The sequence below is a fragment of the Sphingomonas sp. PP-F2F-A104-K0414 genome, assembly GCF_004340945.1.
Classification (GTDB): domain Bacteria; phylum Pseudomonadota; class Alphaproteobacteria; order Sphingomonadales; family Sphingomonadaceae; genus Sphingomonas.
The window spans coordinates 185,075-210,905 of the sequence record NZ_SLYD01000004.1 but is presented as its reverse complement, the minus strand read 5'-3'; the positions used below and the strand labels follow the sequence as shown (position 1 = coordinate 210,905).

The following is a 25,831-nucleotide window of genomic DNA, read 5'->3' as shown; positions in this document are numbered from 1 at the left end:
GACTATTGCATGAAACTCGCAGCGCTGACCGACGGGACGGAAGAGGCGCAGGTGACGGGGTTCGCGATCGATCACCGCAAGGTCGCGCCGGGCACGGTGTTCGGCGCGTTCGAAGGCGCGCGCGTCAACGGCGAGGATTATATCGAGGACGCGATCCGCTCGGGCGCGATCGCGGTGGTGGCTCGGCCTGGGCTGACGGTCGAGGGCGCCACCTACATCGCCGACGACAACCCGCGCGAGCGGTTCGCGCAACTGGCCGCGAAGTTCTTCGCGCCGTTTCCCGAGACGTCGGTGGCGATTACGGGGACGAACGGGAAGACGTCGTGTGTCGAGATGACGCGCCAGCTGTGGCGGATGGCCGGGTTTCATGCCGCCTCGATCGGGACGCTGGGAGTGACCACCGCCGACGAGCGGGTGACGACCGGACTGACGACGCCGGACGTGGTGACGTTCCTGTCGAACGTGGCGGGGCTCGCGCGCGAAGGCGTCACGCACCTGGCGTTCGAAGCGTCGAGCCACGGGCTGACGCAGTATCGGACCGAGGGTCTGAAGGTGACCGCCGCGGCGTTCACCAATCTCAGCCGCGATCATCTCGACTATCATGGCGACATGGCCGCGTATTTCACCGCCAAGATCCGGCTGTTCTCCGAAGTGCTTTCGACCGACGGTGCCGCGGTGGTCTGGGCCGACGATCCTCAGTCGGCACGCGTGATCGATCTAGCCCGAGAACGCGGCAACCGGCTGATCACGGTCGGGACGCAGGGCGAGACTTTGCGACTCGTGGGCCGCGATCCCACGCTGCTGGGGCAGGGGCTGACGATCGAGGCCGAGGGCCAGACCTACAAGGTCACGTTGCCGCTGATCGGCGCCTACCAGGCGGCGAACGCGCTGGTATCGGCCGGACTGGTGATCGCCACCGGCGGCGACGTGGCCGCGACGATCGCCAATCTCGCGCGGTTGCAGCCGGTGCGTGGGCGGCTCGAACGCGCGGTGATCGCGAAGTCGGGTGCGCCGGTCTACGTCGACTACGCGCACACCCCCGACGCCCTCGAAGCAGCAATCGCCGCGCTCAAACCGCACGCTGGCGGAAAGCTGATCGTCGTGTTCGGTGCCGGCGGCGACCGCGACACGGGCAAGCGCGAGACTATGGGGCAGGTCGCGGTGCAGCACGCCGACCGCGTCATCGTCACCGACGACAACCCCCGGACCGAGGACGCGCGGGCGATCCGCTGCGATGTCCTGAAGGGCGCGCGCGGGGCTGAGGAAATCGGTGATCGGCGTGCGGCGATCGCGGCTGCGGTGCGGGAGGCTGGGCCGGAGGACATCGTGCTGATCGCCGGCAAGGGCCACGAGCAAGGCCAGATCGTCGGCGACATGGTCCTGCCGTTCGACGACGTAACCGTCGCGCGGGAGTGCGCGGCGTGAGGGCGGCTATCTTCTTCCCCCCTCCCGCAAGCGGGAGGGGCCGGGGGTGGGCTCGCGGGTTCGGCAGGCGCTGCGCTTCGTCGACAGCGCGCGCCCACCCCCCGACCCCCTCCCGCTCGCGGGAGGGGGGGCAGTGAGTCTGTGGACTTCGGCCGAGATCGCAGCCGCTACGGGCGGCGTAGGGTCTTGTGACTTTTCCGTCAGCGGCGTCGCGTTCGACTCGCGCGAAGTCGGCCCCGGCGACTTGTTCGTGGCGATGAAGGGCGAGGCCAGCGACGGACACCTGTTCCTCGATCAGGCCTTCGCACAAGGCGCGGCGGGCGCGATCGTCTCCGAACCCTGCGACCACCCGCACGTGCTCGTCGCGGACAGTTTTGTCGCGTTGCAGGCGCTTGGGCGGGCGAGCCGGGCTCGGAGCGGTGCGAAGATCATCGGGGTCACCGGCTCCGTGGGCAAGACCAGTGCGAAGGAAGCGCTGTTCGCCTGCCTCGACCGCGCGGCGCCCGGCGAGGTGCATCGCTCGGTCAAGAGCTACAACAACCACACCGGCGTCCCGCTCAGCCTCGCCCGGATGCCGCGCGACGCGAAGTTCGGGGTGTTCGAGATGGGGATGAATCATGCCGGTGAACTCGCCGAGCTGACCCAACTCGTTCGCCCGCACATTGCGATGATCACGGCGATCGCGCCTGCGCATACCGCGTTCTTTCCCGACGAAAGCGCGATTGCCGATGCCAAAGGGGAGATCTTTGCCGGGCTCGAACCGGACGGGACTGCGATCGTGCCCTATGACAGCCCGCATCGCGATCGGCTGCTCGGACACGCCGCGCCGCATGCCGCGCACGTCGTCACGTTCGGCAGCGAAAAGGGTGCCGATGTCCGCGCGATCGAGGCGATGCGGCTGCCGACGGGCGGGACGTTCGTCACTGCGCGGATGGGGCAGGGGGCTGAGCATGAGCTGAGCTTCACGATCGCGCAGCCCGGCGCGCACTGGGTGTCGAATGCGCTCGGCGTACTGGCATGCGTGCAGGCGGCCGGGAGCGATCTCGGACTCGCCGGGCTTGCACTGGCCGAACTCGGCGGGCTGCAAGGTCGCGGCGCGCGGTCGCTAGTGACCGTCGGCGAAGGCAAGGCGCTGGTGATCGACGAGAGCTACAACGCCAACCCATCGTCGATGCGCGCGACGCTCAGCGTCCTAGCTTACGAGCCGGGCCGGCACATCGCGGTGCTCGGCGAGATGCGCGAGCTGGGCGAGGGCTCCGACGACTATCACGCCGGCCTCGCCGAACCCATCCTCGCCGCGCGCGTCGAAATGGCGCTGCTTGTCGGTGAAGCGATGGCGCCGCTAGCGCAGGTGCTTGAGGGACAGATCGAAACCGTCCATGTGGGCGACGCTGCGGCCGCGCTCGCGTCGTTACGGACGATCCTGGCGCCGGGCGATGTCGTGCTCGTCAAGGGATCGAACGGGGTGGGCCTCGCCCGCGTCGTGGCTGGTCTTCAAGCTGGCCTCAAAGGCGGGATTAACTGAATGTTGTACTGGCTCGCCGAGCATCTGGGGTTTCCCGGCCTGCTGAACCTCATCCGGTATCAGACGGTGCGGACCGGCGGCGCGGTGGCGACCGCCTTGATCATCGGCCTGATCATCGGGCCGAAGTTCATCGGCTGGCTGCGCGTCCGCCAGGGCAAGGGCCAGCCGATCCGCGCCGACGGCCCGCAGTCGCATCTGTCGAAGCGCGGGACGCCGACGATGGGCGGGCTGATGATCCTGACCTCGATGTGCCTCGCCATCTTCCTGTGGATGGACCTGAGCAATCCGTATGTCTGGGCGTGCGTGTTCGTGACGCTGGGCTTCGGGACGATCGGGTTCCTCGACGACTATGACAAGGTGCGAAAGGCGAGCACCGCGGGGATCAGCGGGCGGACGCGGCTGCTGCTCGAGTTCGCGATCGCCGGGATCGCCGCGACGATCATCATGTCGCAGAACGGGCCGCATCTGTATCTGCCGTTCACGTCGCGCATGTACCTCGATCTGGGCTGGTTCTTCCCGGTCTTTGCCGCTTTCACGATCGTGTCGTTCGGCAATGCGGTGAACCTGACCGATGGGCTCGACGGGCTGGCGACGATGCCGGTGATCATCGCCAGCGTTGCGTTCATGGTGATCGTGTACCTGGTCGGGAACGTGAAGTTCGCGGATTACCTCGGCATTCCGCATGTGCCGCGTGCAGGTGAGCTTGCGATTTTCTGCGGGGCGATCGTCGGCGCGGGGCTCGCGTTCCTGTGGTTCAATGCGCCGCCGGCGGCGGTGTTCATGGGCGATACCGGGAGCCTCGCGCTCGGCGGTGCGCTGGGGACGATCGCGGTCGTCGCGCATCACGAGATCGTCCTGGGGATCATCGGCGGGCTGTTCGTGATCGAGGCGCTGTCGGTGATCATCCAGGTGTTCTTCTACAAGCGGACCGGCAAGCGCGTGTTCCGGATGGCGCCGATTCATCACCATTTCGAGCAGCTTGGTTGGGCCGAGGCTACGGTGGTAATCCGGTTCTGGATCATCGCGCTGGTGCTGGCGCTGGTCGGCCTCTCGACGTTGAAGTTGCGGTGATTATTGCGAAGGCCTGGCGCGGGAAACGCTACGCGGTGCTGGGGCTGGCGCGGTCGGGAGCTGCGACGGTGCGGGCGCTTGTTGCTGGTGGGGCGAGCGTTGTTGCTTGGGATTCGGATGAGGCTCGGCGTGACGCAATCCTCCCCGGTACGGGGAGGGGGACCAGTTCTGCTGGTGGGGGGGGGACTGTTCCGGGCGTTACGCTTGCGGATGGCCCCCTCCACCCCCAGCCTGCGGCTGGCGGTCCCCCTCCCCGTGCCGGGGAGGATTTGATCGTTGCGCCGTTGGAGGATCTATCGGAGTTCGACGCGCTCGTCGTTTCGCCGGGTGTGCCCCTCAACACGCATCCGCTTGCCGCCGCGGCGCGCGCGGCAGGCGTCCCCGTAATCGGCGACATCGAACTCTTCGCGCAGGCCCGAGCCGACCTCCCCCCGCACAAGGTCGTCGGCATCACCGGCACCAACGGCAAGTCCACCACCACCGCACTCGTCCACCACATCCTCAAGACCGCCGGCATTCCCACGTTGATGGGCGGCAACATCGGCCTGCCGATCCTCGAACAGCAACCGCTCCCCGAGGGCGGCGTCTATGTGCTCGAACTGTCGAGCTACCAGATCGACCTGACCCAGACGCTCGATTGCGACGTCGCGGTGCTGCTCAACATCACGCCGGATCATCTCGACCGCTATGACGGGTTCGAAGGCTATGCCGCCTCCAAGGCGCGGCTGTTCGCGATGCAGTCGGCCGAGCATGAGGCGGTCATCGGCATCGGCGATGCGCCGTCCGCGCTGATCGCGCGCGGGCTGTCGGCGAAGAGCGAGCATCTCACCAAGATCGCGCCGGGCGTATGCCTGTTCCAAGGCAATTGGCCCGCGCTCCAGGGGCCGCACAACGCGCAGAACGCGCTCGCCGCGATTGCCGTCGTGAAGGCGCTGGGCGTGAGCGAGGTCGATATCGATCGTGGCCTCACCAGTTTCACCGGCCTGCCGCACCGCATGCAGCAGATCGCGTCTTATGGCGGCGTCGCCTATGTCGACGACAGCAAGGCGACCAACCCCGAGAGCACCGCGCCGGCGCTCGCCGCGTTCGACCGGGTCCACTGGATCGTCGGCGGTCGCGCTAAGGGCGACGACCTCGACGCGTGCAAGCCAGCGTTCGGTCACGTCGTCCGCGCCTACACGATCGGCGAGGCAGGGCCGAGGTTCGCCGAGATTTTGAAAGATTTCATGCCCGTCGAGAATGTCGGCACGCTCGACGCGGCCGTCCGCAGCGCCGCCGCCAACGCGCGTCCTGGCGACACGGTGTTGTTATCCCCCGCTTGTGCTAGCTTCGACCAGTTTCGCGATTACGAAGCACGCGGGGCGGCGTTCCGCGCTGCGGTGGAGTCGCTGGCATGACCGATATGCGCGCTGGGACCATGGATATGGGTGTGTCCGGACAGAAGAACGGGATCGTCGCGAAGATGAAGCGGCGCGGCGGGCGGGGCGACCAGTCGCCGCTCGGCACGTGGTTCTGGGACATCGACCGGATGCTGCTGCTGCTGACGCTGTTCCTGATCGCGATCGGGCTGATCGCGGTCGCGGCGGCGTCGCCGGCGAGTGCGGTCCGCTATTCGGGCGAGCATCACAAGATTGCGCCACTTTATTATTTCTGGCGGCAGTTGATGTGGGTCGGCGTGTCGCTCCCCGTGCTGTTCGGCGTGTCGATGATGCCGGTGTCGATGGCGCGGCGGATGGCGATCGGCGGGTGCGCGCTGTTCGTGCTGATGCTGATGGTGACGCCGTTCATCGGGGTCGAGGCGAACGGCGCACGCCGCTGGCTCGGCGTCGGCTTTGCGCAGTTCCAGCCTTCCGAGTTCCTGAAGCCGCTGTTCATCGTTACCGTCGCGTGGCTGTTGTCGTTGCGTGCGAAGGATGCCGAACTTCCGACCGTGCTGATCACCGGCGCGATGACCGCGGGCGTCGCGGTGCTGCTGATGCTGCAGCCCGATTTCGGCCAGACGATCATCTTCTGCACGGTGTGGATGACGCTGCTGATGATCGCGGGGACGCCGGCCAAGGTGCTGTTCGGGCTGATGGCGATGGCGCCGGCCGGGCTGGTCGCGGCTTATATCTTCTACGGCGTGGCGCGATCGCGGATCGATGCGTTCCTGTTTCCCGGGGTCGAGGGCGAGGGCGCGGGCGACCATTTCCAGACGAATGCCGCGCATAATACGCTGACCGCGGGCGGCTGGACCGGGACGGGGCCGGGCGCGGGTGCGGCGAAGTTTGGACTGCCCGAGGCGCATACCGACTATATCTTCTCGGTGATCGGCGAGGAATTCGGGCTGATCGCGTGTTCGGTAATCGCCGTGATCTTCCTCGCGATCGTGGTGCGCGTGTTCGTCAAGCTGTTGGACGAGCAAGATGAATTTAAGCTTCTGGCGTCCGCGGGCCTCGCCACGCAGTTCGGCGCGCAGGCGCTGGTCAGCATGGCGGTGAACACCGGCCTCGCGCCCTCTAAGGGTATGACGCTGCCGTTCATCAGCTATGGCGGGTCGTCGATGATTGCGTTGTCGGTCGGCATGGGGTTGCTGCTGGCGTTTACCCGGCGCAATCCGTTTCTCACGCGGAGCCCCTATGTCGTCCGCTGGAGTGGTGAATGAGTAAGCATTACGTCCTCGCAGCCGGTGGGACCGGGGGACACATGGTCCCGGCAGCGGCGCTCGCGGCCGAACTGACGAAGCGCGGCCACCGCGTCGCGTTGGTCAGCGACGCGCGCGGCGTGCGCTTTCCGGGGCTGTTCGAGGACATCCAGACGCATGTCCTGCCGGCTGGGCGCTTTACCGGCGGGCCGCTTGGTTGGGCTCGGGCCACGCGGGAGATGTGGCGCGGGCGGGCGATGGCGCGCGAACTGTATCGGACTTTCAAGCCCGCTGCTGTGATCGGCTTTGGCGGATACCCTGCGCTGCCGGCGTTGCTGGCGGCGTTTGCGGACAAGATCCCGACGGCTGTGCATGAGCAGAACGCAGTGCTGGGACGCGTGAACCGCTTCGTCGCGGGGCGCGTGGACGCGATCGCGACCTCGTCCGAGCCGACCGAGCGCCTCGCGCCGAAGCTGCTGGGCAAGGCGCATCTGGTCGGCAACCCGGTGCGCGAGGCGGTGCTGGCGCTGCGCTCGCGGCCTTATCCGCTGCTGGAAGAAGACGGCATCTTCCGTGTGCTCGTGACCGGCGGGAGTCAGGGGGCGAGCATCCTGTCGCAGGTCGTGCCCGACGGTCTGGCGATGCTGCCGGTGACCTTCCGGCGGCGGTTGCAGGTGACTCATCAGGCGCGGATCGAGGATATCGATGCGGTGCGCGCCAAGTACGCCGAGCATCATATTCCGGCCGAACTGGCGACGTATCTACCCGATATGCCCGAGCAACTGGCGTGGGCGCATCTGGTGATCGCCCGCGCGGGGGCTTCCACCATTTCGGAACTGACCGCGGCGGGGCGGCCGGCGATCCTCGTGCCGCTGCCGGGTGCGACCGACGATCACCAGACGGTGAACGCGCGCGAGATCACGCGGGCGGGCGGCGCGCGGACGATCGCGCAGGGAGACTTTACCGCAGTGGAACTGGCCAAGCAGATGCAGAAACTCGGGCTCGATCCGGCGGCGTTGCAGAATGCGGCGGGGCGTGCGCGCAGTTGCGGGCGGCCGAATGCGGCAAGCGATCTGGCCGATCTGGTCGAGAGCCTGGATGCGCCGGTGTCGCGTATTCCGGTCGGTGCGCCCTCCAAGCCCAAGGCGCAGTTCGCATGAGGGGCGTCGCAACGGATATCGGTACGATCCACTTCGTCGGGATCGGCGGGATCGGCATGTCGGGCATCGCCGAGGTGATGAAGAACCTCGGCTACCGCGTGCAGGGCTCGGACGTGGCCGAGGGCTATGTCGTGCAGGGGTTGCGCGACAAGGGCATTCCGGTGGCGATCGGCCATGCCGCGTCGAACATCGGCGATGCGGCCGTGGTGGTCGTGTCGACCGCGATCGTGCGGTCGAACCCCGAGGTCGAGGCGGCGTTGAACGCCCGCGTCCCGGTGGTGCGGCGCGCTGAGATGCTCGCCGAACTGATGCGGTTGAAGTCGACCGTCGCGGTCGCCGGCACGCATGGGAAGACCACGACGACGTCGATGGTGGCGGCTTTGCTCGATGCGGGCGGGGTCGATCCGACGGTCATCAATGGCGGGATCATCAATTCGTACGGCTCGAACGCGCGGCTGGGCGCGAGCGACTGGATGGTGGTCGAGGCGGACGAGAGCGACGGCAGCTTCCTGCGGCTCGACGGGACGATCGCGGTGGTGACGAACATCGATCCCGAGCATCTCGACCATTACGGCTCGTTCGACGCGGTGAAGGATGCGTTCGTCGAGTTCGTCGAGAACGTGCCGTTCTACGGTGCGGCGTTGCTGTGTCTTGATCATCCGGAGGTGCAGGGGATCCTGCCGCGGGTGCGTGATCGTCGCGTGGTGACGTACGGTTTCTCGGCGCAGGCTGACGTGCGCGGGGTGGAGGTCACGCCGATCCCGGGCGGCAATCGCTTCGATTGCGTGGTGCGCGAGCGTGATGGCGCGACGCGGACGATCGCGGGTATCGAGATGCCGATGCCGGGGCGGCACAACGTCCAGAATGCGCTGGCGGCGATCGGGGTGGCGCTGGAGCTGGGGATCGCGGATGCGACGATCCAGCAGGGGTTCGCCAAGTTCGGCGGTGTGAAGCGGCGCTTCACCAAGGTCGGCGAAGTGGCCGGTGTCACGATCATCGATGACTATGGCCACCACCCGGTCGAGATCCGGGCGGTGCTGGCGGCGGCTCGCGAGGGCGTGAAGGGTCGCGTGATCGCGGTGGTGCAGCCGCATCGCTATTCGCGGCTTGGCAATCTGATGGAGGATTTCCAGACTGCGTTCAACGACGCGGATCGCGTGCTGGTGACGCCGGTTTACGCGGCCGGCGAGGCGCCTGTGGAGGGCGTCGACGCGGCGGCTCTGGTCGAGGGGTTGAAGCGGCGCGGGCACCGGTTCGCGGGTGTGGTCGCGGACGCGGATGCTTTGGCGGTGGAACTGGCGGCGACGATCGAGGCGGACGACATGGTTGTCTGTCTCGGCGCTGGTGACATTACGAAATGGGCTGCCGGTCTCGCCGATGCGATCGCTGCCAAACGCGCGAAGGTGCTGGCGTGAACGCTCGCGCTTCTGCTCCCCTTCCGCTTGCGGGAGGGGTCGGGGGAGGGGCTTCGGCCTCCTACGACGGCACGGGCGCGGCTATGTCAGTCCCTCCCCTAACCCCTCCCGCAAGCGGGAGGGGAATCAAGGTCGAGGCAGGGGCTTCGCTGGCGGCTTTCATATGGTTTCGGACTGGTGGGCCAGCGGAGACCCTGGTGCGACCCGATACGGCGAACGATCTGGCTGCATTTTTGCGCGATCTTCATCCTTCGACGCCCGTGCTGCCGGTTGGCGTCGGCTCGAACTTGATCGTGCGGGACGGTGGCGTGCCGGGGGTCGTAGTGCGGCTTCCTAAAGCTATGGCTAAGGTTTCGGTGCAGGACGGTCGCGTTCGTGCGGGCGCGGGGGCGATGGGGATTACCGTTGCCAGTGCCGCGCGGGATGCTGGGATTGCCGGGCTTGAGTTCTTGCGTGGTATTCCGGGGACTGTTGGCGGCGCAGTGCGGATGAACGCGGGTGCTTATGCTCGCGACGTCAGCGAAATTCTGGTCGAGGCTACCGTGGTCACGCGGGAGGGTTCGGTGGAGATTTGGCCTGCCGAGAAGCTAGGCTTCACCTACCGTCATTCGGACCTGCCTGCGGGAGCCGTCGTGGTCGAAGCCGTGTTCTCCGGCACGCCCGGCGAGCCTGCCGTGATCGGTGCGGAGATGGACCGGATCGCGGCAGAGCGCGAGGCATCGCAGCCTTTGCGGTCGCGCACGGGTGGCTCGACGTTCAAGAATCCTGATGGCCACAAGGCGTGGGCGTTGATCGACGCGGCCGGGTGTCGGGGGCTGACTCGCGGCGATGCGCAGGTCAGTGAGAAGCATTGCAATTTCCTGCTGAACCTCGGGGCCGCGTCGAGCGCGGAGATCGAGGCGCTGGGTGAAGAGGTACGGGATAGAGTGAGGGCGCATTCGGGGGTGACGTTGGAGTGGGAAATCCAGCGGGTTGGTGAATACCTCCCCGCCCGCTTGCGGGATGGGGCGGGGGAGGGCGGTCCAGATACCGGCATCTTGCATCAACCCCTCCCCCGACCCCTCCCGCAGGCGGGAGGGGAGCAGTGAGCGCGCCCCTTCACATCGCGGTGCTCATGGGCGGCTGGTCGGCGGAGCGTGAGGTTTCGCTGATGTCGGGTAACGGCTGTGCGGATGCGCTGGAGTCGCTCGGGCACCGGGTTACGCGGATCGATATGGGGCGGGATGTTGCCGCCAAGCTCGCCGAGGCCGAGCCCGACCTCGTGTTCAACGCCCTCCACGGCACCCCCGGTGAGGACGGCTCCGTGCAGGGGCTGCTCGACCTGATGGGCCTGCGCTACACGCATTCTGGGCTGGCGACGTCGGTCATCGCGATCGACAAGGTTCTCACTAAGCTGCTCCTCGTCCCCGCCGGTATCCCGATGCCAGGCGGGCGGATCGTCAAGTCCGCCGACCTGTTCGAAAGCGATCCGATGGCGCGGCCTTATGTGCTGAAGCCGGTCAACGAGGGTTCCTCGGTCGGCGTGGCGATCGTCACGGACAGCGGCAATTACGGAAATCCGATCGCGCGCGATAGCGTGGGCCCGTGGGGCGAATTCGAGGAACTGCTCGCCGAGCCGTATATCCGTGGGCGCGAGTTGACGACCGCGGTGCTTGGCGGCAAGGCACTCGGTGTGACCGAGTTGAAGCCCAAGAGCGGCTGGTACGATTACGACGCGAAATACACCGATGGGATGACGGTCCACGTCTGCCCCGCGGAGATCCCCGACGAGATCACCGACGCGTGCAAGAGCCTTGCGCTCGAAGCGCACCGGTTGCTCGGCTGCAAGGGCGCGTCGCGGTCGGACTTCCGTTGGGATGACGAGCGCGGCGTCGACGGCCTGTTCCTGCTCGAGGTGAACACGCAGCCGGGGATGACTCCGCTGAGCCTCGTCCCCGAGCAGGCACGGCATATCGGCATGAGCTATGCCGAGCTGGTCCAGGCGATCGTCGATGAGGCGCTGGCGGATCATCCGCTGGCGCAAAGCGGGGCGCCATGAGCCGCACGATCAAGCGCGGTCCGCCCCCCAAGCGGCCCGCCCCGCGGCGGAAGGTCGCGGTCAAGAAGGTGTCGGTGATGGACCGGCTGGTCGGGATGCTCCCGGTCAGCGAGGATACGCTCCGGAAAATCGCGACCTGGTCGATCCTCGGCGCAGGCGGTGCGGTGGCGATCGCTGCGGCGACGTGGGTCGGCATTCCCGGCATGATCGGCGCGGCGGTGGCCGAGGGCGCCGGGCGCGCTGGCTTCAAGGTCGAGCAGATCGAGGTGACGGGCCTCAAGCGGATGGACCGGATGTCGGTCTATGCGGTCGCGCTGGAGGACAAGCAGAACCAGACGTCGATGCTGTCGGTCGACCTGGAGGCGGTGCGGCAGAAGCTGCTGCGTTATGGCTGGATCGCGGACGCGCATGTGTCGCGGCGGCTGCCCAACACGATGCTGGTCGATATCGTCGAGCGGACTCCCGCCGCGGTGTGGCAGGACAATGGGCAGTTGACGCTGATCGATTCGTCGGGCGTGCTGCTCGAGCCGGTCCAGCCGGATGCGATCCCGAACCTGCCGCTGGTGATCGGGCCGGGTGCGGATCGGCAGGAGGCTTCGTACCAGACGCTGCTCGCCGCCGCGCCTGCACTGAAGCCGCGCGTGAAGGCGGCGACCTGGGTCGGCAATCGGCGCTGGGACCTGACGTTCGAGAGCGGCGAGACGTTGGCGCTGCCCGAAGACGGCGCGCCGCGCGCGCTGGTAAAGTTCGCCGAGCTGGATGGCGCGAGGCCGCTGCTCGGGCGCGGCTGGATCCGGTTCGACATGCGCGATCCGACCAAGCTGGTCGCGCGCAAGCCGGGCGCGAGCCTGGCGCACAGCGTCGACGTGCCGGCGCCTGCGAGCGTGCCGGTAACGGGCACTACAGAGACGACTAATCCGTCGCAAACGGCGGGCGCGAACGTAACGGGCGGGGAGGGATGACATGGCGAAGGTGGCACCGGAAGGGCTGATCACGGCGCTCGATATCGGGTCGTCGAAGGTATCGGCGATGATCGCGCAGAAGGGGGATGGGGGCGAGTTGATCGTGCTCGGCACCGGCCAGCGCGAGAGTCGCGGCGTCAAGCGCGGCTATATCGCCGACATGGCGACGACCGAGGCGGCGGTGCGCGAGGCGGTCGAACAGGCCGAACGGATCGCGGGGATCAACATCGAGAACGTCTGGGTCGGCTTTTCGGCCGGCGGGCTCGTGTCCGACGTCGCCGAGGTCGAGTTCGAGCTGGGCGGCCACCGCGTCGAGCAGCAGGATATCGACGCGCTGCTCGCCGCGGGGCGCAACTCGATCGATCCGCAGGGTCGCATGGTGCTGCACGCGCAGCCGGCGCTCTATACGCTCGACGGCCTGACGGGGGTGAAGACGCCGCTCGGTCTGCATGCGGATCGGCTCGGGGTGCACATCCATGTCGTTGCGGCGGATGGTTCGCCGGTCCGCAACCTCGATCTCTGCGTGCGGTCGGCGCATCTGGAGGTGAAGTCGATCATCGCTTCGCCGGTCGCGACCGGGCTCGCATGCCTCAGCGAGGAGGAGCGCGAGCTTGGCGTCGCGTTGGTCGAGATGGGCGCGGGAATCACCAATGTCTCGTTGTTCGCGGGCGGCATGCTGGTGGGGCTGACGTCGATCCCGATGGGCGCGGCGGACATTACGGATGATATCGCCAGCGCCTTCGGCACGCGGCGGCAGAATGCCGAGCGGATGAAGTGCTTCCACGGCTCGGCCAACGCATCGCCCCGCGACAATCACGATATGATCCCGGTCATGCCGATCTCCGCCGAGGACGGCGCGGGCGAGGGCGCGCAGATCACGAAGGCGCAGCTGATCGGCGTGATCCGCCAGCGGCTCGAGCATCAGATGGGCGAAGTGCGCAACGCGCTCACCAAGCTGAAGTTCGAGGGGCCGGTCGGGCGTCAGGTTGTGCTGACCGGCGGTGGTGCCGAGCTGAAGGGCATTGCCGACTATGCGCAACAGGCGCTCGGGCGATCGGTGCGGATCGGTCGACCGCGTGGCCTGACCGCGCTGCCGGAAGCGCATGGCGGACCGGCGTTCGCGACGCTAGCGGGGTTGGCCTTCTATGCGGCGACCAACCCGATCGACCTTCGCGGGCTCGCGCCGCAGCGGACGACGGTGCATCGGCCAAAGGGTATGGGCATGATGCGCAAGTTGATTCAGGCGGCGCGCGCGAATTATTAAGAGTTTCGAAGCGTCTGGCGTTATTTCGGCTGGAACAGGCCGTGACGTTGGTGCACACAGATTAATCAGGGGCCCGGCCGTAGCGTATCTACCGGGTTGTGCGGAGAACGGCGATGAGCATCGAATTCCTTAGTCCCGAAGTGGACGATCTGGCCCCCCGCATCGCGGTGATCGGCGTCGGCGGCGCGGGCGGCAACGCGATCGCCAACATGATGCGGGCCGACGTCCAGGGCGTCGACTTCCTCGTGGCGAACACCGACGCGCAGGCGTTGAAGCAGTCGACCGCGCCGCAGCGGATCCAGCTCGGTACCAAGATCACGCAAGGTCTCGGCGCCGGTTCGCGTCCCGAGATCGGCCGCGCAGCCGCCGAAGAGACGATCGACCAGCTCGCCAAGATGCTCGAAGGCGCACACATGTGCTTCATCACCGCCGGCATGGGCGGCGGTACGGGCACGGGCGCAGCGCCGGTCATCGCCAAGGCGGCGCGCGACATGGGCATTCTCACGGTGGGCGTCGTGACAAAGCCGTTCGCGTTCGAGGGCAACCGTCGCGCCAAGTCGGCCGAGGGCGGCATCGACGAGCTGCAGAAGTATGTCGACACGCTGATCGTCATCCCGAACCAGAACCTGTTCCTCATCGCCAACGCGAACACGACCTTCAAGGAAGCGTTCACGATGGCGGACGAGGTGCTCCAGCAGGGCGTCCGCAGCATCACCGACCTGATGGTGATGCCGGGTCTCATCAACCTCGATTTCGCCGACGTCCGCTCGGTGATGCAGGAGATGGGCAAGGCGATGATGGGCACCGGCGAGGCAAGCGGCGACAACCGTGCGCTCGAAGCTGCACAGAAGGCGATCTCGAACCCGTTGCTCGAAGGCGTCAGCATGCGCGGCGCGAAGGGCGTCATCATCTCGATCACCGGCGGCGACGACATGCGCCTGCTCGAAGTCGACGAAGCCGCGAATCACATCCGCGACCTGGTCGATCCCGATGCGAACATCATCTGGGGCTCGGCGTTCAACCAGGAGCTCGAAGGCAAGATCCGCGTCTCGGTCGTCGCGACCGGGATCGACGCCGATGCGCGCCCTCCGGAAGTTGCACCCGAGCCGACACGCTCGTTCAGCTTCGGTGCGCGCAAAACCGACGAGAACACCTCGTTCCGCCCGAGCGAGCCTGCCGCTTCGTCGGCCGCGCCCGCTGCTGCGTCGGTTGAGGAAGAACCGCTCGACCTGAACGCGTCGTCGGAAGTTGAGCCGTCGAAGTCCGATGACGAACTCGTGCTCGGCGCCGAGACGATCGTTCCACAGGCTGCTCCGGCACCGGCGCCTGCGCCGCAGACGCACACCTCTCCGACCTATGCGGCACAGGCGCCGCGCACCTATGGCGACGAGCCCTATGGTCGCGGTCCGATCGCGCGTCCGGCCTCGGCATCGTCCGTGCCGCCGGCGCGTGCGCCGATCGCGCCGGCTATTCCGGTACCGACCCCGGCTGCGGACGAGGGCGGTGCACGTCGCCGCTGGCTCGCTCCCGGTGCCGAGGCTGCGCCCGAGGCGGTTCCGGCCGCACCGCGCGTGAAGCTGGGTGGTACGCTGTTCGAACGCATGTCCAACGCGGCACGCGGCGCGGCGAAGGAAGACGGCGAGGCGGCTCCCCAGGATCCGCTCGATATCCCGCGCTTCCTGCATCGGCAGAACAACCAGTAAGTCTGGGCGCCGTTCTCTCGGTTTGGCGGGAGAACGGCGGTACGAGATGGATTGGTCTCCAACACCTTCACTTTCCCGGCGGAGGCCGGGGCCCAGTTGGCAAGGTTGATGTAACGGAGCGCTTTCCATCGTTAACTCCGTCTCCCAACTGGACCCCGGCCTCCGCCGGGGAGGCGGCGTTTCGGAACGAACGCTTTTCAAGATCACAGATGTCGTCTCCGCAGATCGTAGCCCTCACCCGTTACTCACTCCTCGGCGCTTCACTCGTCGCCGCCCCAGCCCAGTTCGCCGCGCGCATGCGTGCGAGACATTGCCGGTTCGGTCGCGCTGGCGTCTAGACAGATGATCCTCATGACCCGCTCGTCCCATCATCTCCTGACCGCCACGCTGGCACTCGTCCTCGCGGCCGTGCCCTGCGCCGCATCCGCGCAGGCCGTCGTCCAGGCGATCCCGGGCACGACCGATGCGGACAAGCTCGGCGACGTGATGCGTCAGCTCGCGAGCAACCCCCGAAACATCGACGCGCTGATCAAGGCCGGCGACCTGTCGATGGGGCTCGGCGATCTCAGCGGTGCCGCAGCCCTGTTCGCGCGCGCCGAAAAGGTGAACCCGCGCGATGGTCGGGCAAAAGCGGGAATGGCCTCGATCCTCGTAAGGTCGGAGCGTCCGGGCGAAGCGCTACGCTATTATGCGCAGGCCGAGGCCCTCGGCCTCGACCCGCGCAATTTCGCCGCCGACCGCGGCCTCGCCTACGACCTGATCGGCCAGCAGGATCGAGCGCAGCGCGATTACCGCGTTGCTCTTCGCGATGCGCCCGATGACGAGACCATCCGGCGCTACGCCCTGTCGCTCGGCATCTCGGGCAAGCCCGACCTCGCGATCCAGCAGCTCAACCCGCTACTGCTCAAGAGCGATCGCGGTGCGTGGCGCTCGCGCGCGTTCATTATCGCGATGAACGGCGACGTCGCTGGCGCCGAGAAGATCGCGACCACGATGATGCCGCGCGGGACCGCGCAAGGCCTGCAACCCTTCTTCCAGCGCCTGCCGACCCTGCCGGCCAGCGACCGCGCGTTCGCAGTACACTTTGGCGAAGTCCACGCCACGCCCGCGCGTCTCGCGGACGCACGGATGGCGCCGCCTCTCGGCATCCTCGCCGCAGACCCGACCGCGCCTGTGATGATGGCAGCCGTAACGCCGCAGCCGACGGTTGCCGCGGCCACCGGCAAGAAGGACAAGCGCGACCGACGCGCCAAGCCCGACCGAGTCCAGATGGCCGCGGCAACGCGCACGCCCGTGCCGACCACTACCGCGCCACGTACGGTCACTGCCGCTCCCGCCCCTTATGCTGCGCCGGTCCAGCTCGCCGCCGCGCCGATGCAGATGGTCCAGCCGCTTCCGGCTCGCACGGTCCAGCCTACACCGCAGCCGAGCTATTCCGCACCGACCGTCGCGGTCCAGAGCGCCCGCACCACGCCGGCTGCGGAGACGAATTCCGTGGTTGCGGCGACTATCCCGCCGAGCGCAGCGTCGATACCGGCAACCTCGGTCGCGCGCGTTCTACCCGCGCCCTCGACGGCGGGAACGCTTCCCCAGAGCGTAGCTACGCAGATGGCGGCGATCCCGGTGACCCAGGCGCGGGTCGATCCCACCCGCGCGGCCAACGCACTCGCGGCGTCGGCGTCGCCCTCGGTTTCGACGCAGCCGACATCGGTACAGCAGCCGCCGCTGCAGGTTCCGCCGCAGCAGTACGCGCCCATCCAGAGTGCCAGCGCCGCAACGCCAACGCCTGGGTTCTCCAGTTCGTCCACGCCCGCGCCAGCCTCGACCGCAGCGGCCGCCACCGCATCGCCGCGGCCCCACGCGGTCGCGGCGAGCGAGGACTCGATCCTCGCGCGGATCGTCGCGGGCCTGTCGATCCCCGCGTCCGAACTCGACGTCCCGCCGATGCATCCCGCGCCCGTCGTGACGCCCGCTGCCATTCCGGTCACCGACGACGCGGAGCGCGTGCTTGCCGAGGCGAAAGCCAAGACCGAGCGCGATGCAGCCGCCAAGGCGATAGCCGCGAAGACGCTGGCCGCGGATAAGCTCGCTGCCGACAAGAAGGCGGCGCTCGACAAAAAGGCCGCCGCGAAAAAGGCGATCGCCGACAAGAAGGCGCTCGCCGAGAAGAAGGCCGCCGCCGCCGAGAAGCTTGCCGCCGACAAGGCTGCGGCGGAGGAGAAGCGGATCGCGCGTGCCAATCCGGCGCGGACTTGGGTGCAGGTGTCGACCGGCGCAACCGAGGGCGATCTGCCCAAGGCGTGGAAGAAGGCAAAGGCCAAGGCGCCGACCGTGTTCGGCGCTCGCGGCGGCTGGACCGCGCCGTGGAAGGCGACCAACCGCGTGCTCGCCGGCCCGTTCAAGACCGATGCCGAGGCACGCACCTTCGTCAATCAGCTCGCCAAGGAAGGCGTCTCGACGTTCACCTTCACCAGCGATCCGGGCGAGATCATCACGAAGCTCCCCGCGAAGTGAGTTACCGCGCGCCCTGGGCATCGGACCCGGCGCGCAGCAAAGGACGGCTTCACGAGGAACAGAACGGGTCCGTTCGTGGGCCCCGCGATGCTTTCCAGCGCGACCGCGACCGGATCATCCACTCGATCAGCTTCCGTCGCCTGCGTCACAAGACGCAGGTGTTCATGGCGCCCGACGGCGATCATTTCCGCGTTCGCCTGACGCACAGCCTCGAGGTCGCGCAGATTGGCCGGACGATCGCGCGCACCCTCGCGCTGAACGAGGACCTGACCGAAGCGCTCTGTCTTGCACACGACATCGGCCACCCGCCGTTCGGCCATGCCGGCGAGGATGCGCTGAAGGCGGCGCTGACCGGGCAGGGCGGCTTCGATCACAACGGCCATACGCTGCGCACGCTCGTCACGATCGAGCGGCCGTATCCGTTGTGGAACGGGCTGAACCTGACATGGGAAACGCTCGAAGGGCTGGCCAAGCATAATGGACCGGTGCGGCATCCGGGCTGGGCGCTCGCCGCCGCGGATGCCGAGTTCGGTCTCGCGCTCATGAGCTTTTCGTCGCTGGAGGCACAGGTCGCGGCGATCGCGGACGATATCGCCTACGACAATCACGATATCGACGATGGCCTGCGCGCTGGACTGCTGACGCTAGACCAGATGCTGGCCGTGCCGCTGGTGGCGCGCGGCTGGGACGATGTGCGCCGCCGCTTTCCCGACATCGAGCCGAAGCGGCTGGTCGGGGAACTCGTCCGCACGCAGATCGGGACGATGGTCAACGACCTGATCGCCGAGACGCGCCAGCGGATCGCGGCGAGCGGCGTCGCAAGCGTCGACGACGTCCGCGATGCGGGGCAGTGCCTGGTCGGCTTCTCGCCCGAAATGCGCGAGGCGGAGCGCGACCTGAAGCGCTTCATGTACGCCAATCTCTATCATCATCCACGCCAGCTGGCGGCGGCGGATGCGGCGCATGGCATCGTGTCGGGGCTGTTCGCGGTGTACCGCGATGATCCGGCGACGATCCCCGAGGAATGGCGCGAGCGGCTGCCGACCGACGATCCCGACCGCAGCCGGCATATCGCGGATTTCATCGCGGGGATGACCGATCGGTACGCGGTATCGCGCTACCGCGAACTGGTCGGCCCGATCGACTTGCCCGAAGGGTTTTAAGGGAGACGTAGCCGGCTCCCCCTCCGTCATCCTGACGAAAGTCAGGACCCGGGGTAACGAACGACGTCCTCAGTGGCTCTGGATCCTGACTTTCGTCAGGATGACGGACGTGTTGTGGTAGGTCGAAGCCAAACTCAAAAACGGCGGCCAGACCGAAGTCCGACCGCCGCTGCAATCACTAAAACCCAGTCGGCTCAGCGCGTGACCGAGGCGATCCCGCCGGCAGCGCCATTGGCTTCGGCGGTCTTGAACGCGACCGGGACGCCGCCCGACACACCCGATACGCGGTCGCCGCGGACGATCAGGTGGAACTTCTGGCCCGACGGATAGCGATGGCCGTCGATGACCTGGCGGCCACCGTCCTGCGTCGAGGTATAGACGTACGTGCTGCCCTCATGGACGAAGCTCTGCTTTGCTTCGGCGGCCATGCCGATCGTCGAGGTGAGGGCGGCCGCTGCTGCTGCGATGATCTTGATGGTCGTGCGCATGATCGTATCTCCCGAAGTGCGTCGAGCCGGATCAGGTCTTCACCCAACTCTCGAGTCAGTGAAATATTGCAGTGCAGCATGGGTTGCAATTGCAAACCTATCCATCGCGATTGCACGGCGCGCAACGACGGACAGCGCCGCCGATGCGACGAGCCGCGGAGGCGACATACTTCCACGACATTTGGCGCGTACCTCCGAGGTCGAAGGAGAGTGTTGTGTCTGCTTCCAGTATCGCGCTCAATCGGTTCGGCCTTGGCGCAAGACCGGGGGATGTCGTTGCCGGCGATCCGGCGACGTGGGTGATGGCACAGTGCGACCGGTTCGAGCCACGGCCGGCGGTGGTGGCGAGCGCGCCCTCGACCGCCGGAATTTCGGTAGGGCTCGCCGCCTATTATGCGCAGGAGAAGGCGATCCGCGCGCAGTTCGGGCCGCGCATGCCGAAGGCCGTTCTCGGCACGGACGAAAAGTCCGCAGTCTCGGCTGCCACGATGTCGGGCACGGTGAGTCCTGCCCCCCTGTCCCCAGCCGTTGCGCCTTCAGAGATGGCGCAATCCACCGTTATGCCGGGTGCGATCGATCCGGGGACGGCCGCACGGCAGGATGCGCGCCAGCTCATCGGCAAGCAGAGTCGCAACGATTACGGCACGGCGGTCGCGGCGCGGACGATGGCCGCGCTGACCGGCGAGGCACCGTTCGTCGAGCGTCTCGTGCATTTCTGGGCGAATCATTTCGCGGTCTCGACCGAGAAGTTCGAGGTGATGGCGCTCGGCGGGCCGATGGAGTTCGAGGCGATCCGCCCGCATGTGCTCGGCACGTTCGCCGACATGCTGAACGCGGTCGAGCGGCATCCGGCGATGCTGCTGTATCTCGACCAGGCGGTGTCGATCGGCCCGGACAGTCCATTCGCGGTCCGGAAGACCAGGCGTCGCACCGGGCTGAACGAGAACCTCGCGCGCGAGATCATGGAGTTGCACACGCTCGGCGTCCGCAGCGGCTACAGCCAGGCCGACGTCACCGAGTTCGCGCGGGCGATGACCGGCTGGACGGTCGCGGGGATCGGTCGTGGTCCCGGCGCGCGCATGCAGGACGATTCGCGCGCGGGCGCGTTCCTGTTCCTCGACGACGTTCATCAGCCCGGCGATCGCACCGTGATGGGCAAGCTTTATCCCGCGGCGGGGGAGGCGCAGGCGCAGGCGGTGCTCTCCGACCTGGCCGTCCACCCGGCCACCGCGACGCACATCGCGACCAAGCTCGCGCGGCATTTTGCCGGCGATACGCCACCGCCGGCGATGGTCGCGCGGTTGAAGACGGCGTTCCTGAAGTCGGGCGGTGACCTGCCGACGGTGTACCGCGCGCTGGTTGCGTCGCCCGAGGCTTGGGTGACCCGGCCGGTGAAGTTCAAGTCGCCCTGGGAATGGTATGTCTCGACCCAGCGTGCGCTCGGTACGTCGACGGTCCAGCCCGGCGTGACGGTGGGGATGATGAACCAGCTTGGCCAGCCGATCTGGCAGCCGGGGCAGCCGATCGGGTATGACGATATCGCCGCAGCCTGGGCCGGGCCCGATGCGATCATGCGGCGTGTCGAGGCGGCGGAGCGGTTCGCGGCGCGCGCCGGACCGGTCGATGCGCGGGCGTTGGCGCCGATTCTGTTCCCCGCCTCGCTCAGCCCCACTACCGCGCAGGGTCTGTCGCGCGCGGAAAGCCCGGCACTGGCGCTCGCGCTGTTGCTCGTCGCTCCAGAATCGCTGCGGAGATAGTCATGCTCGACCGACGTTCCTTCCTCTCGACCGGTACGCTCGGCGTGCTGGCGTCCGCGTTCGCGCCGCGCATCGCGTTTGCGCGCGCCGCTACCGACAAGCGCTTCGTGTTCATCATCCAGCGCGGCGCGGCCGATGGTCTCGGGACGATCGGGGCGGTCGGCGATCCGGCCTTTGCCGGCGTACGCGGCGATCTTGCGGCGGACTTCGCGACGGGCGCCAAGCTCGACGGCATGTTCACGCTCCACCCCGCGATGACCGCGAGTGCCGGCCTCTACAAGCAAGGCCAAGCGCTGTTCGCGCACGCGATCGCGTCGCCCTACCGCGACCGATCGCATTTCGATGGGCAGAACGTACTCGAGACGGGGGGCGCGAGCGCGTACCAGGTCCGCGACGGCTGGCTGAACCGGCTGCTCGGCGTACTGCCTGCGGAGGAGGCGCGCGCGATCGCGGTGGCGGCGACCGTGCCGATGGCGCTGCGGGGGCGGCGCGAGGTGGCGTCTTATGCGCCGTCGAGCCTGCCGGACGCGTCCGACGACCTGCTGCAACGCGTGGCGATGCTGTACGACGGCGACCAGCAACTGCACGGCCTGTGGAGCGAGGCGATGGCGACGCGGCAACTCACCAGCGATCTCGCGCAGGACGGCGGGCGCAATGCGGCTGCGACCGGCGCGCTCGCCGCGCGGTTGCTCAAGCCCGACACTGGCGCGCGGATCGCGATGATCGAGACCGGCGGCTGGGATACGCACACTGGCCAGCGCAGCCGACTGACCGCGCAGTTGAAGGGCCTCGACGCGATGGTCGCGTCGCTTCAGGCGGGGCTCGGGCCATTATGGGCAGACACGATGGTGCTGGTCGCGACCGAGTTCGGACGGACCGTCGCGGTCAATGGCACCGGGGGGACGGATCATGGCACGGGCACGTCTGCGATGCTGTTTGGCGGTGCCTTGAAGGGGGGCAGGGTGGTGTCCGACTGGCCCGGCCTCGCCCCTGCTGCGCTGTACGAGGCACGCGATCTGAAGCCGACGATGCAGCTTGATGCGTTTATCGGCGGTGCGGTCTCGTCGCATTTTGGCGTCGAGCCGGAACGGGCGATGGCTGCGCTGTTTCCTGCTAGCGCGAAGACGGTGGCGATCGAGGGGCTGGTTCGGGTTTGAGGTTCGCCTCCGTTTCCCAAGGTTCTCGTCTCAATACACTTCTGTTCCCTCGCGAACGCGGGGGCCCAGGATCTCGGGCGGTGCATGTGGCACAGCTGGGCCCCCGCGTCCGCGGGGGAACGGGGCTGGCTTTCCAATGGGGTGGATCGGGCCGGGGGGCGCTGACGGCGGCCCCTCCGACGGGATTAAAATTGAGCGCCGCGCCGCGATGGTCTAGAGCGCGCGCTTCCTTGACGTACCGGGACTGCCATGACGCTCTACACCCGTTTCGCCGCGCATATCGATGCGGCGCTCGACACGCTGACCGCGGCGGGGACGCTGCCGGCCGGTCTCGATCGCAAGAACGTCACGGTCGAGCCGCCGCGCGACACCAGCCACGGCGATCTCGCGACCAACGCCGCGATGGTGCTCGCCAAGCCCGCCAAGACCAATCCGCGCGTGCTGGCCGATGCGCTGGTCGTCGAACTGTCGAAGCTCGAGGACGTCGCCTCGGCGAGCGTAGCAGGACCCGGCTTCATCAACCTGAAGCTGACCGACGACGCCTGGCGCGCCGAACTGGCTGCAATTCCCGAGGCCGGCGCGGATTACGGCCGCTCGAAGCAGGGCGACGGGATCACCGTAAACATCGAGTATGTCTCGGCAAACCCGACTGGCCCGATGCACATGGGCCATTGCCGCGGTGCAGTCGTGGGCGACGCACTCGCCAGCCTGCTTGAGTTCGCTGGCCACAAGGTGATCCGCGAATATTACGTCAACGATGCCGGCGGTCAGGTCGACGTGCTCGCGCGTTCGGTCCACCTGCGGTACCGCGAGGCGCTCGGCGAGACCGTCGAGATCCCCGAGGGCCTGTACCCCGGCGACTATCTCGTCCCCGTCGGGCAGTCGCTCGCGAAGGAGTTCGGCGACCGCTACGTCGGCGCGCCCGAGAGCGAATGGCTGGTCGTCTTTCGCACGCAGGCGGTTGCCGCGATGATGGTGATGATCCGTGCCGATCTGGCGCTGCTTGGGATCGAGCATGAGGTGTTCGCGTCCGAGGCCGAACTGCAGGCTGCAAAGAAGCCTGAGGCGGCCGAGGCGGAACTGCGGTCGCGCGATCTCGTCTATGACGGCGTGCTCGAAGCGCCGAAGGGCGAGACGCCGGACGATTGGGAGCCGGTCGAGCTGCCGCTGTTCCGCTCGTCGCAGTTCGGCGACGACCAGGATCGCCCGATCAAGAAGTCGAACGGGTCGTGGACCTATTTCGGTGCCGATCTCGCCTATCATTTCCAGAAGAGCCAGAGCGCCGATCAGCTGATCGACATCTGGGGCGCGGATCATGGTGGCACCGTCAAGCGGATCGTCGCGGCGGTCGCGGCGCTGACCGGCGGCAAGACGCGGTTCGACGTGAAGCTGGTCCAGATGGTCCGGCTGTTGCGCAATGGCGAGCCGGTCAAGATGTCGAAGCGCTCGGGCAATTTCGTCACGCTGGCGGACGTCGTGCGCGAGGTCGGCAAGGACGTCGTGCGCTTCACGATGCTGACGCGGCGGTCGGATGCGCAGATGGATTTCGACTTCGCCAAGGTCGTCGAGGCGTCGAAGGACAACCCGGTTTTCTACGTCCAATACGCCCATGCGCGGATCGCATCGCTGCATCGGCGCGCGGAAGAGGCGGGAATTACGCCTATTTCTGCCGATTTGTCCCGGCTTGATACGGACGAATTGGCACTCGTGCAGCTCGCGGCGCAGTTCCCGCGGCTGGTCGAGATCGCCTCGACGGCGCGCGAACCGCATAGAATCGCGTTTTATCTCTATGACTTGGCCGCCGCGTTTCATGCGCTGTGGAACGTCGGCAACGACCGTCCCGATCGCCGTTTCCTAGTGATCGAGGATCCGCAGGCGACTGCGGCACGGCTTTTCTTGGCGTCCGCTATAGGGCAGATTATTCATAACGGCCTCGCCATCATGGGTGTCGAAGCGGTTTCGGAGATGAAGTGATGGCCGAAGACATGGATCTGCGTGAGGAAGACCGGCTCCCCTGGCTCGAAACCGTCGAGCCGGACGAGCAGGATACGGTCGGCATCGGCCGCGTCATCGCGCTGGTCGTGCTCGGACTGGCGGTGCTCGCCGCGATCATCTTCGGTATCTACAAGCTGCAGCAGCGCGCACCCACGGGCGATGGCCAGATGATCGCCGCGCAGGAGGGCGACTACAAGGTCAAGCCTGACGACGCCGGCGGCCTGAAGGTCAAGGGCGAGGGCGACTCGGCGATCGCGACCAGCGCGGGCAAATCGGGCAACGGCGCGATCGACCTGCGCGGCGTGCCGGAAGCGCCTGTCGACGGCAAGCGGGCAGTCGCGACCAAGACGTCCGACGTGGCCGGTCGCAACGCCGTCGCGCAGGTGCCCGCATCGGGCGGTCGCCTGGTCGCCGCAACCCCCCTGGCGCCGTCGAAGCCGAACGGTGCCGGAACGGCCTCCGGTGGTTCGCTGGTCCAGCTGGGCGCGTATCCGAGCGAGGCGGTTGCCAACGCGGCCTGGACGACCTTCTCCAAGCGGTTCGCCTATATCGGTGCGCTGGGTAAGTCGGTCCAGCCGGTCGCGACGGGCGGTCGCACGCTGTACCGTCTGCGCGTCAATGCGGGCAGCGCGAACCAGGCGGCGGACATCTGCGGCCGGTTGCGTGTCGCTGGCGAAACCTGCTTCGTCGCAAGCTGATCGCGCGGCACGATCGGGGGGGCATCGCCCTGCAATCGCCTGTTCGGGGCGTCGGCTGGAGCTATGGCTGGCGTTCGCGGGGAACGGTTCCGGGTACTGCTATGTCCCAAAGCCGATGGGACGCTGTAGATTCTAAGCGTCGTGCCTCGCTAACGCCCCCGCGTTTGTCGGCGGCAGGTGCGCATCTAGCGAGACGCCCAACCGACCTTGAGGAGAAGGTGGGGGCAGCCTTCGTCCGGAGTACGGTCGCGCGATGCCGATAATTCAGCGTCTCGCGATCGCGCGCGCGGGACGTGCCTTGTTCGAATGTCCAAGACCACGGGTTACTGCGCGCTCGGTAGCATGCGTCTGTCGCCGCGCCTCAGTCGGTCGGTCGCTATATCCAGCCCGTACAAGGTTATGGTTGCGAGCACCGCAGGTACGCGGACCTCGCGGGCGCTACGCTAGCGCATCGGTGCTCCCTCGGGTCCGCAAAGGCGATAGGTTCGCGCATTGCGATCATGCAGACGAGTAGCGCGATCCGCAACGCACCACCAAGCCGTGTTGCTCGCGTCGTGCCCGGCACTCAGATCGAGCGACGGTGCTTTCCGCCGTATTTGCGGCCGATATAGTCGCCGATCTGCGCCACTTCGGTGGCGGCGGCTTTGGCACCGCTTATCTGGCAGGGAAGCGGATCGCTGGCATGGTCGTTCGCGCGTCGCTTGACCGTGTCACAGAGCTCTTCGATGTCGGCGCGCGACAGCACATTCTTTTCGCGAAGCAAGCAGATCAGGCTTTGCAGGATCACGAGATTCTTGTCTTCGGGATCGGTTTGGAGGTCCGGGTACGTTGCCATCAGGGTTTTCCTCTCTTGATCGAAAAGAGGATATGCCG

The 25,831-nt window shown here is 67.3% G+C and carries 20 protein-coding genes; 18 read left to right on the top strand and 2 right to left on the bottom strand.

Translation table 11 applies throughout. From position 1 onward, the window contains the following. The first annotated feature begins 9 nt into the window (after nt 1-9). From C8J46_RS10900 to C8J46_RS10830, 14 genes are all read left to right on the top strand, one after another. Nucleotides 10-1,425: a UDP-N-acetylmuramoyl-L-alanyl-D-glutamate--2,6-diaminopimelate ligase gene (locus C8J46_RS10900; RefSeq protein ID WP_132738782.1), complete on the top strand. Its 1,416-nt coding sequence runs from the start codon at nt 10-12 to the stop codon at nt 1,423-1,425. A gap of 133 nt (nt 1,426-1,558) precedes the next feature. After that, the gene (gene murF / locus C8J46_RS10895; RefSeq protein WP_132738779.1) at nt 1,559-2,950 is read left to right on the top strand and encodes a UDP-N-acetylmuramoyl-tripeptide--D-alanyl-D-alanine ligase; all 1,392 of its coding nucleotides are present in this window, start codon (nt 1,559-1,561) and stop codon (nt 2,948-2,950) included. Continuing rightward, on the top strand, nt 2,951-4,021 hold the full coding sequence (gene mraY / locus C8J46_RS10890; RefSeq protein WP_056486650.1) for a phospho-N-acetylmuramoyl-pentapeptide-transferase: 1,071 nt from the start codon (nt 2,951-2,953) through the stop codon (nt 4,019-4,021). Next, the gene (murD, locus tag C8J46_RS10880; protein ID WP_243643327.1) at nt 4,018-5,418 is read left to right on the top strand and encodes a UDP-N-acetylmuramoyl-L-alanine--D-glutamate ligase; all 1,401 of its coding nucleotides are present in this window, start codon (nt 4,018-4,020) and stop codon (nt 5,416-5,418) included. Before mraY ends, murD begins: the two co-directional genes overlap by 4 nt. 5 nt (nt 5,419-5,423) lie before the next feature. After that, a complete protein-coding gene (locus tag C8J46_RS10875) occupies nt 5,424-6,665 on the top strand; it encodes a putative peptidoglycan glycosyltransferase FtsW (protein ID WP_243643357.1) in 1,242 nt (413 codons plus the stop codon). Continuing rightward, complete coding sequence (murG, locus tag C8J46_RS10870; protein WP_132738776.1) at nt 6,662-7,804, top strand: undecaprenyldiphospho-muramoylpentapeptide beta-N-acetylglucosaminyltransferase; 1,143 nt, start codon at nt 6,662-6,664, stop codon at nt 7,802-7,804. Before C8J46_RS10875 ends, murG begins: the two co-directional genes overlap by 4 nt. After that, entirely contained in the window at nt 7,801-9,219 is a 1,419-nt protein-coding gene (gene murC, locus C8J46_RS10865; protein WP_132738773.1) for a UDP-N-acetylmuramate--L-alanine ligase, read from the top strand. Before murG ends, murC begins: the two co-directional genes overlap by 4 nt. Nucleotides 9,220-9,302: 83 nt before the next feature. Continuing rightward, nucleotides 9,303-10,307 carry a UDP-N-acetylmuramate dehydrogenase gene (murB, locus tag C8J46_RS10860; protein ID WP_132738770.1) on the top strand — a complete coding sequence of 335 codons (1,005 nt, stop codon included), beginning with the start codon at nt 9,303-9,305 and terminating at the stop codon, nt 10,305-10,307. Beyond that, nucleotides 10,304-11,257, top strand: coding sequence for a D-alanine--D-alanine ligase (locus tag C8J46_RS10855; RefSeq protein ID WP_132738767.1), 954 nt, complete (start codon nt 10,304-10,306; stop codon nt 11,255-11,257). The genes murB and C8J46_RS10855 overlap by 4 nt, the downstream gene beginning before the upstream one ends. Beyond that, nucleotides 11,254-12,219, top strand: coding sequence for a cell division protein FtsQ/DivIB (locus C8J46_RS10850; protein WP_132738764.1), 966 nt, complete (start codon nt 11,254-11,256; stop codon nt 12,217-12,219). The genes C8J46_RS10855 and C8J46_RS10850 overlap by 4 nt, the downstream gene beginning before the upstream one ends. Nucleotide 12,220: 1 nt before the next feature. Next, nucleotides 12,221-13,483: a cell division protein FtsA gene (ftsA, locus tag C8J46_RS10845; protein WP_132738761.1), complete on the top strand. Its 1,263-nt coding sequence runs from the start codon at nt 12,221-12,223 to the stop codon at nt 13,481-13,483. A 113-nt stretch (nt 13,484-13,596) separates the two neighbouring features. Continuing rightward, nucleotides 13,597-15,186 (top strand): cell division protein FtsZ, encoded by a 1,590-nt coding sequence (gene ftsZ, locus C8J46_RS10840; protein ID WP_132738758.1) that lies wholly within the window; start codon nt 13,597-13,599, stop codon nt 15,184-15,186. A 351-nt stretch (nt 15,187-15,537) separates the two neighbouring features. Continuing rightward, nucleotides 15,538-17,700 carry a tetratricopeptide repeat protein gene (locus tag C8J46_RS10835; protein ID WP_132738755.1) on the top strand — a complete coding sequence of 721 codons (2,163 nt, stop codon included), beginning with the start codon at nt 15,538-15,540 and terminating at the stop codon, nt 17,698-17,700. Beyond that, nucleotides 17,697-18,863, top strand: coding sequence for a deoxyguanosinetriphosphate triphosphohydrolase (locus C8J46_RS10830; protein ID WP_132738752.1), 1,167 nt, complete (start codon nt 17,697-17,699; stop codon nt 18,861-18,863). The genes C8J46_RS10835 and C8J46_RS10830 overlap by 4 nt, the downstream gene beginning before the upstream one ends. A 194-nt stretch (nt 18,864-19,057) precedes the next feature. Here the strand turns inward: C8J46_RS10830 and C8J46_RS10825 are convergent, their stop codons facing one another. Further along, nucleotides 19,058-19,351: a hypothetical protein gene (locus C8J46_RS10825; RefSeq protein WP_132738749.1), complete on the bottom strand. Its 294-nt coding sequence runs from the start codon at nt 19,349-19,351 to the stop codon at nt 19,058-19,060. A 215-nt stretch (nt 19,352-19,566) separates the two neighbouring features. Between C8J46_RS10825 and C8J46_RS10820 the strand changes: the two genes are divergently transcribed. The 4 genes from C8J46_RS10820 (at nt 19,567) to C8J46_RS10805 (ending at nt 24,958) form a co-directional block, all read left to right on the top strand. Beyond that, a complete protein-coding gene (locus C8J46_RS10820) occupies nt 19,567-21,108 on the top strand; it encodes a DUF1800 domain-containing protein (RefSeq protein WP_207894157.1) in 1,542 nt (513 codons plus the stop codon). 2 nt (nt 21,109-21,110) lie between these two features. Next, nucleotides 21,111-22,265 carry a DUF1501 domain-containing protein gene (locus C8J46_RS10815; protein ID WP_132738743.1) on the top strand — a complete coding sequence of 385 codons (1,155 nt, stop codon included), beginning with the start codon at nt 21,111-21,113 and terminating at the stop codon, nt 22,263-22,265. Nucleotides 22,266-22,514: 249 nt separating this feature from the next. After that, the gene (gene argS, locus C8J46_RS10810) at nt 22,515-24,239 is read left to right on the top strand and encodes an arginine--tRNA ligase (RefSeq protein ID WP_132738740.1); all 1,725 of its coding nucleotides are present in this window, start codon (nt 22,515-22,517) and stop codon (nt 24,237-24,239) included. Next, on the top strand, nt 24,239-24,958 hold the full coding sequence (locus C8J46_RS10805; RefSeq protein ID WP_132738737.1) for an SPOR domain-containing protein: 720 nt from the start codon (nt 24,239-24,241) through the stop codon (nt 24,956-24,958). The genes argS and C8J46_RS10805 overlap by 1 nt, the downstream gene beginning before the upstream one ends. Before the next feature lie 565 nt (nt 24,959-25,523). Here the strand turns inward: C8J46_RS10805 and C8J46_RS10800 are convergent. Beyond that, entirely contained in the window at nt 25,524-25,793 is a 270-nt protein-coding gene (locus C8J46_RS10800; RefSeq protein ID WP_132738734.1) for a hypothetical protein, read from the bottom strand. Nucleotides 25,794-25,831 lie beyond the last annotated feature (38 nt).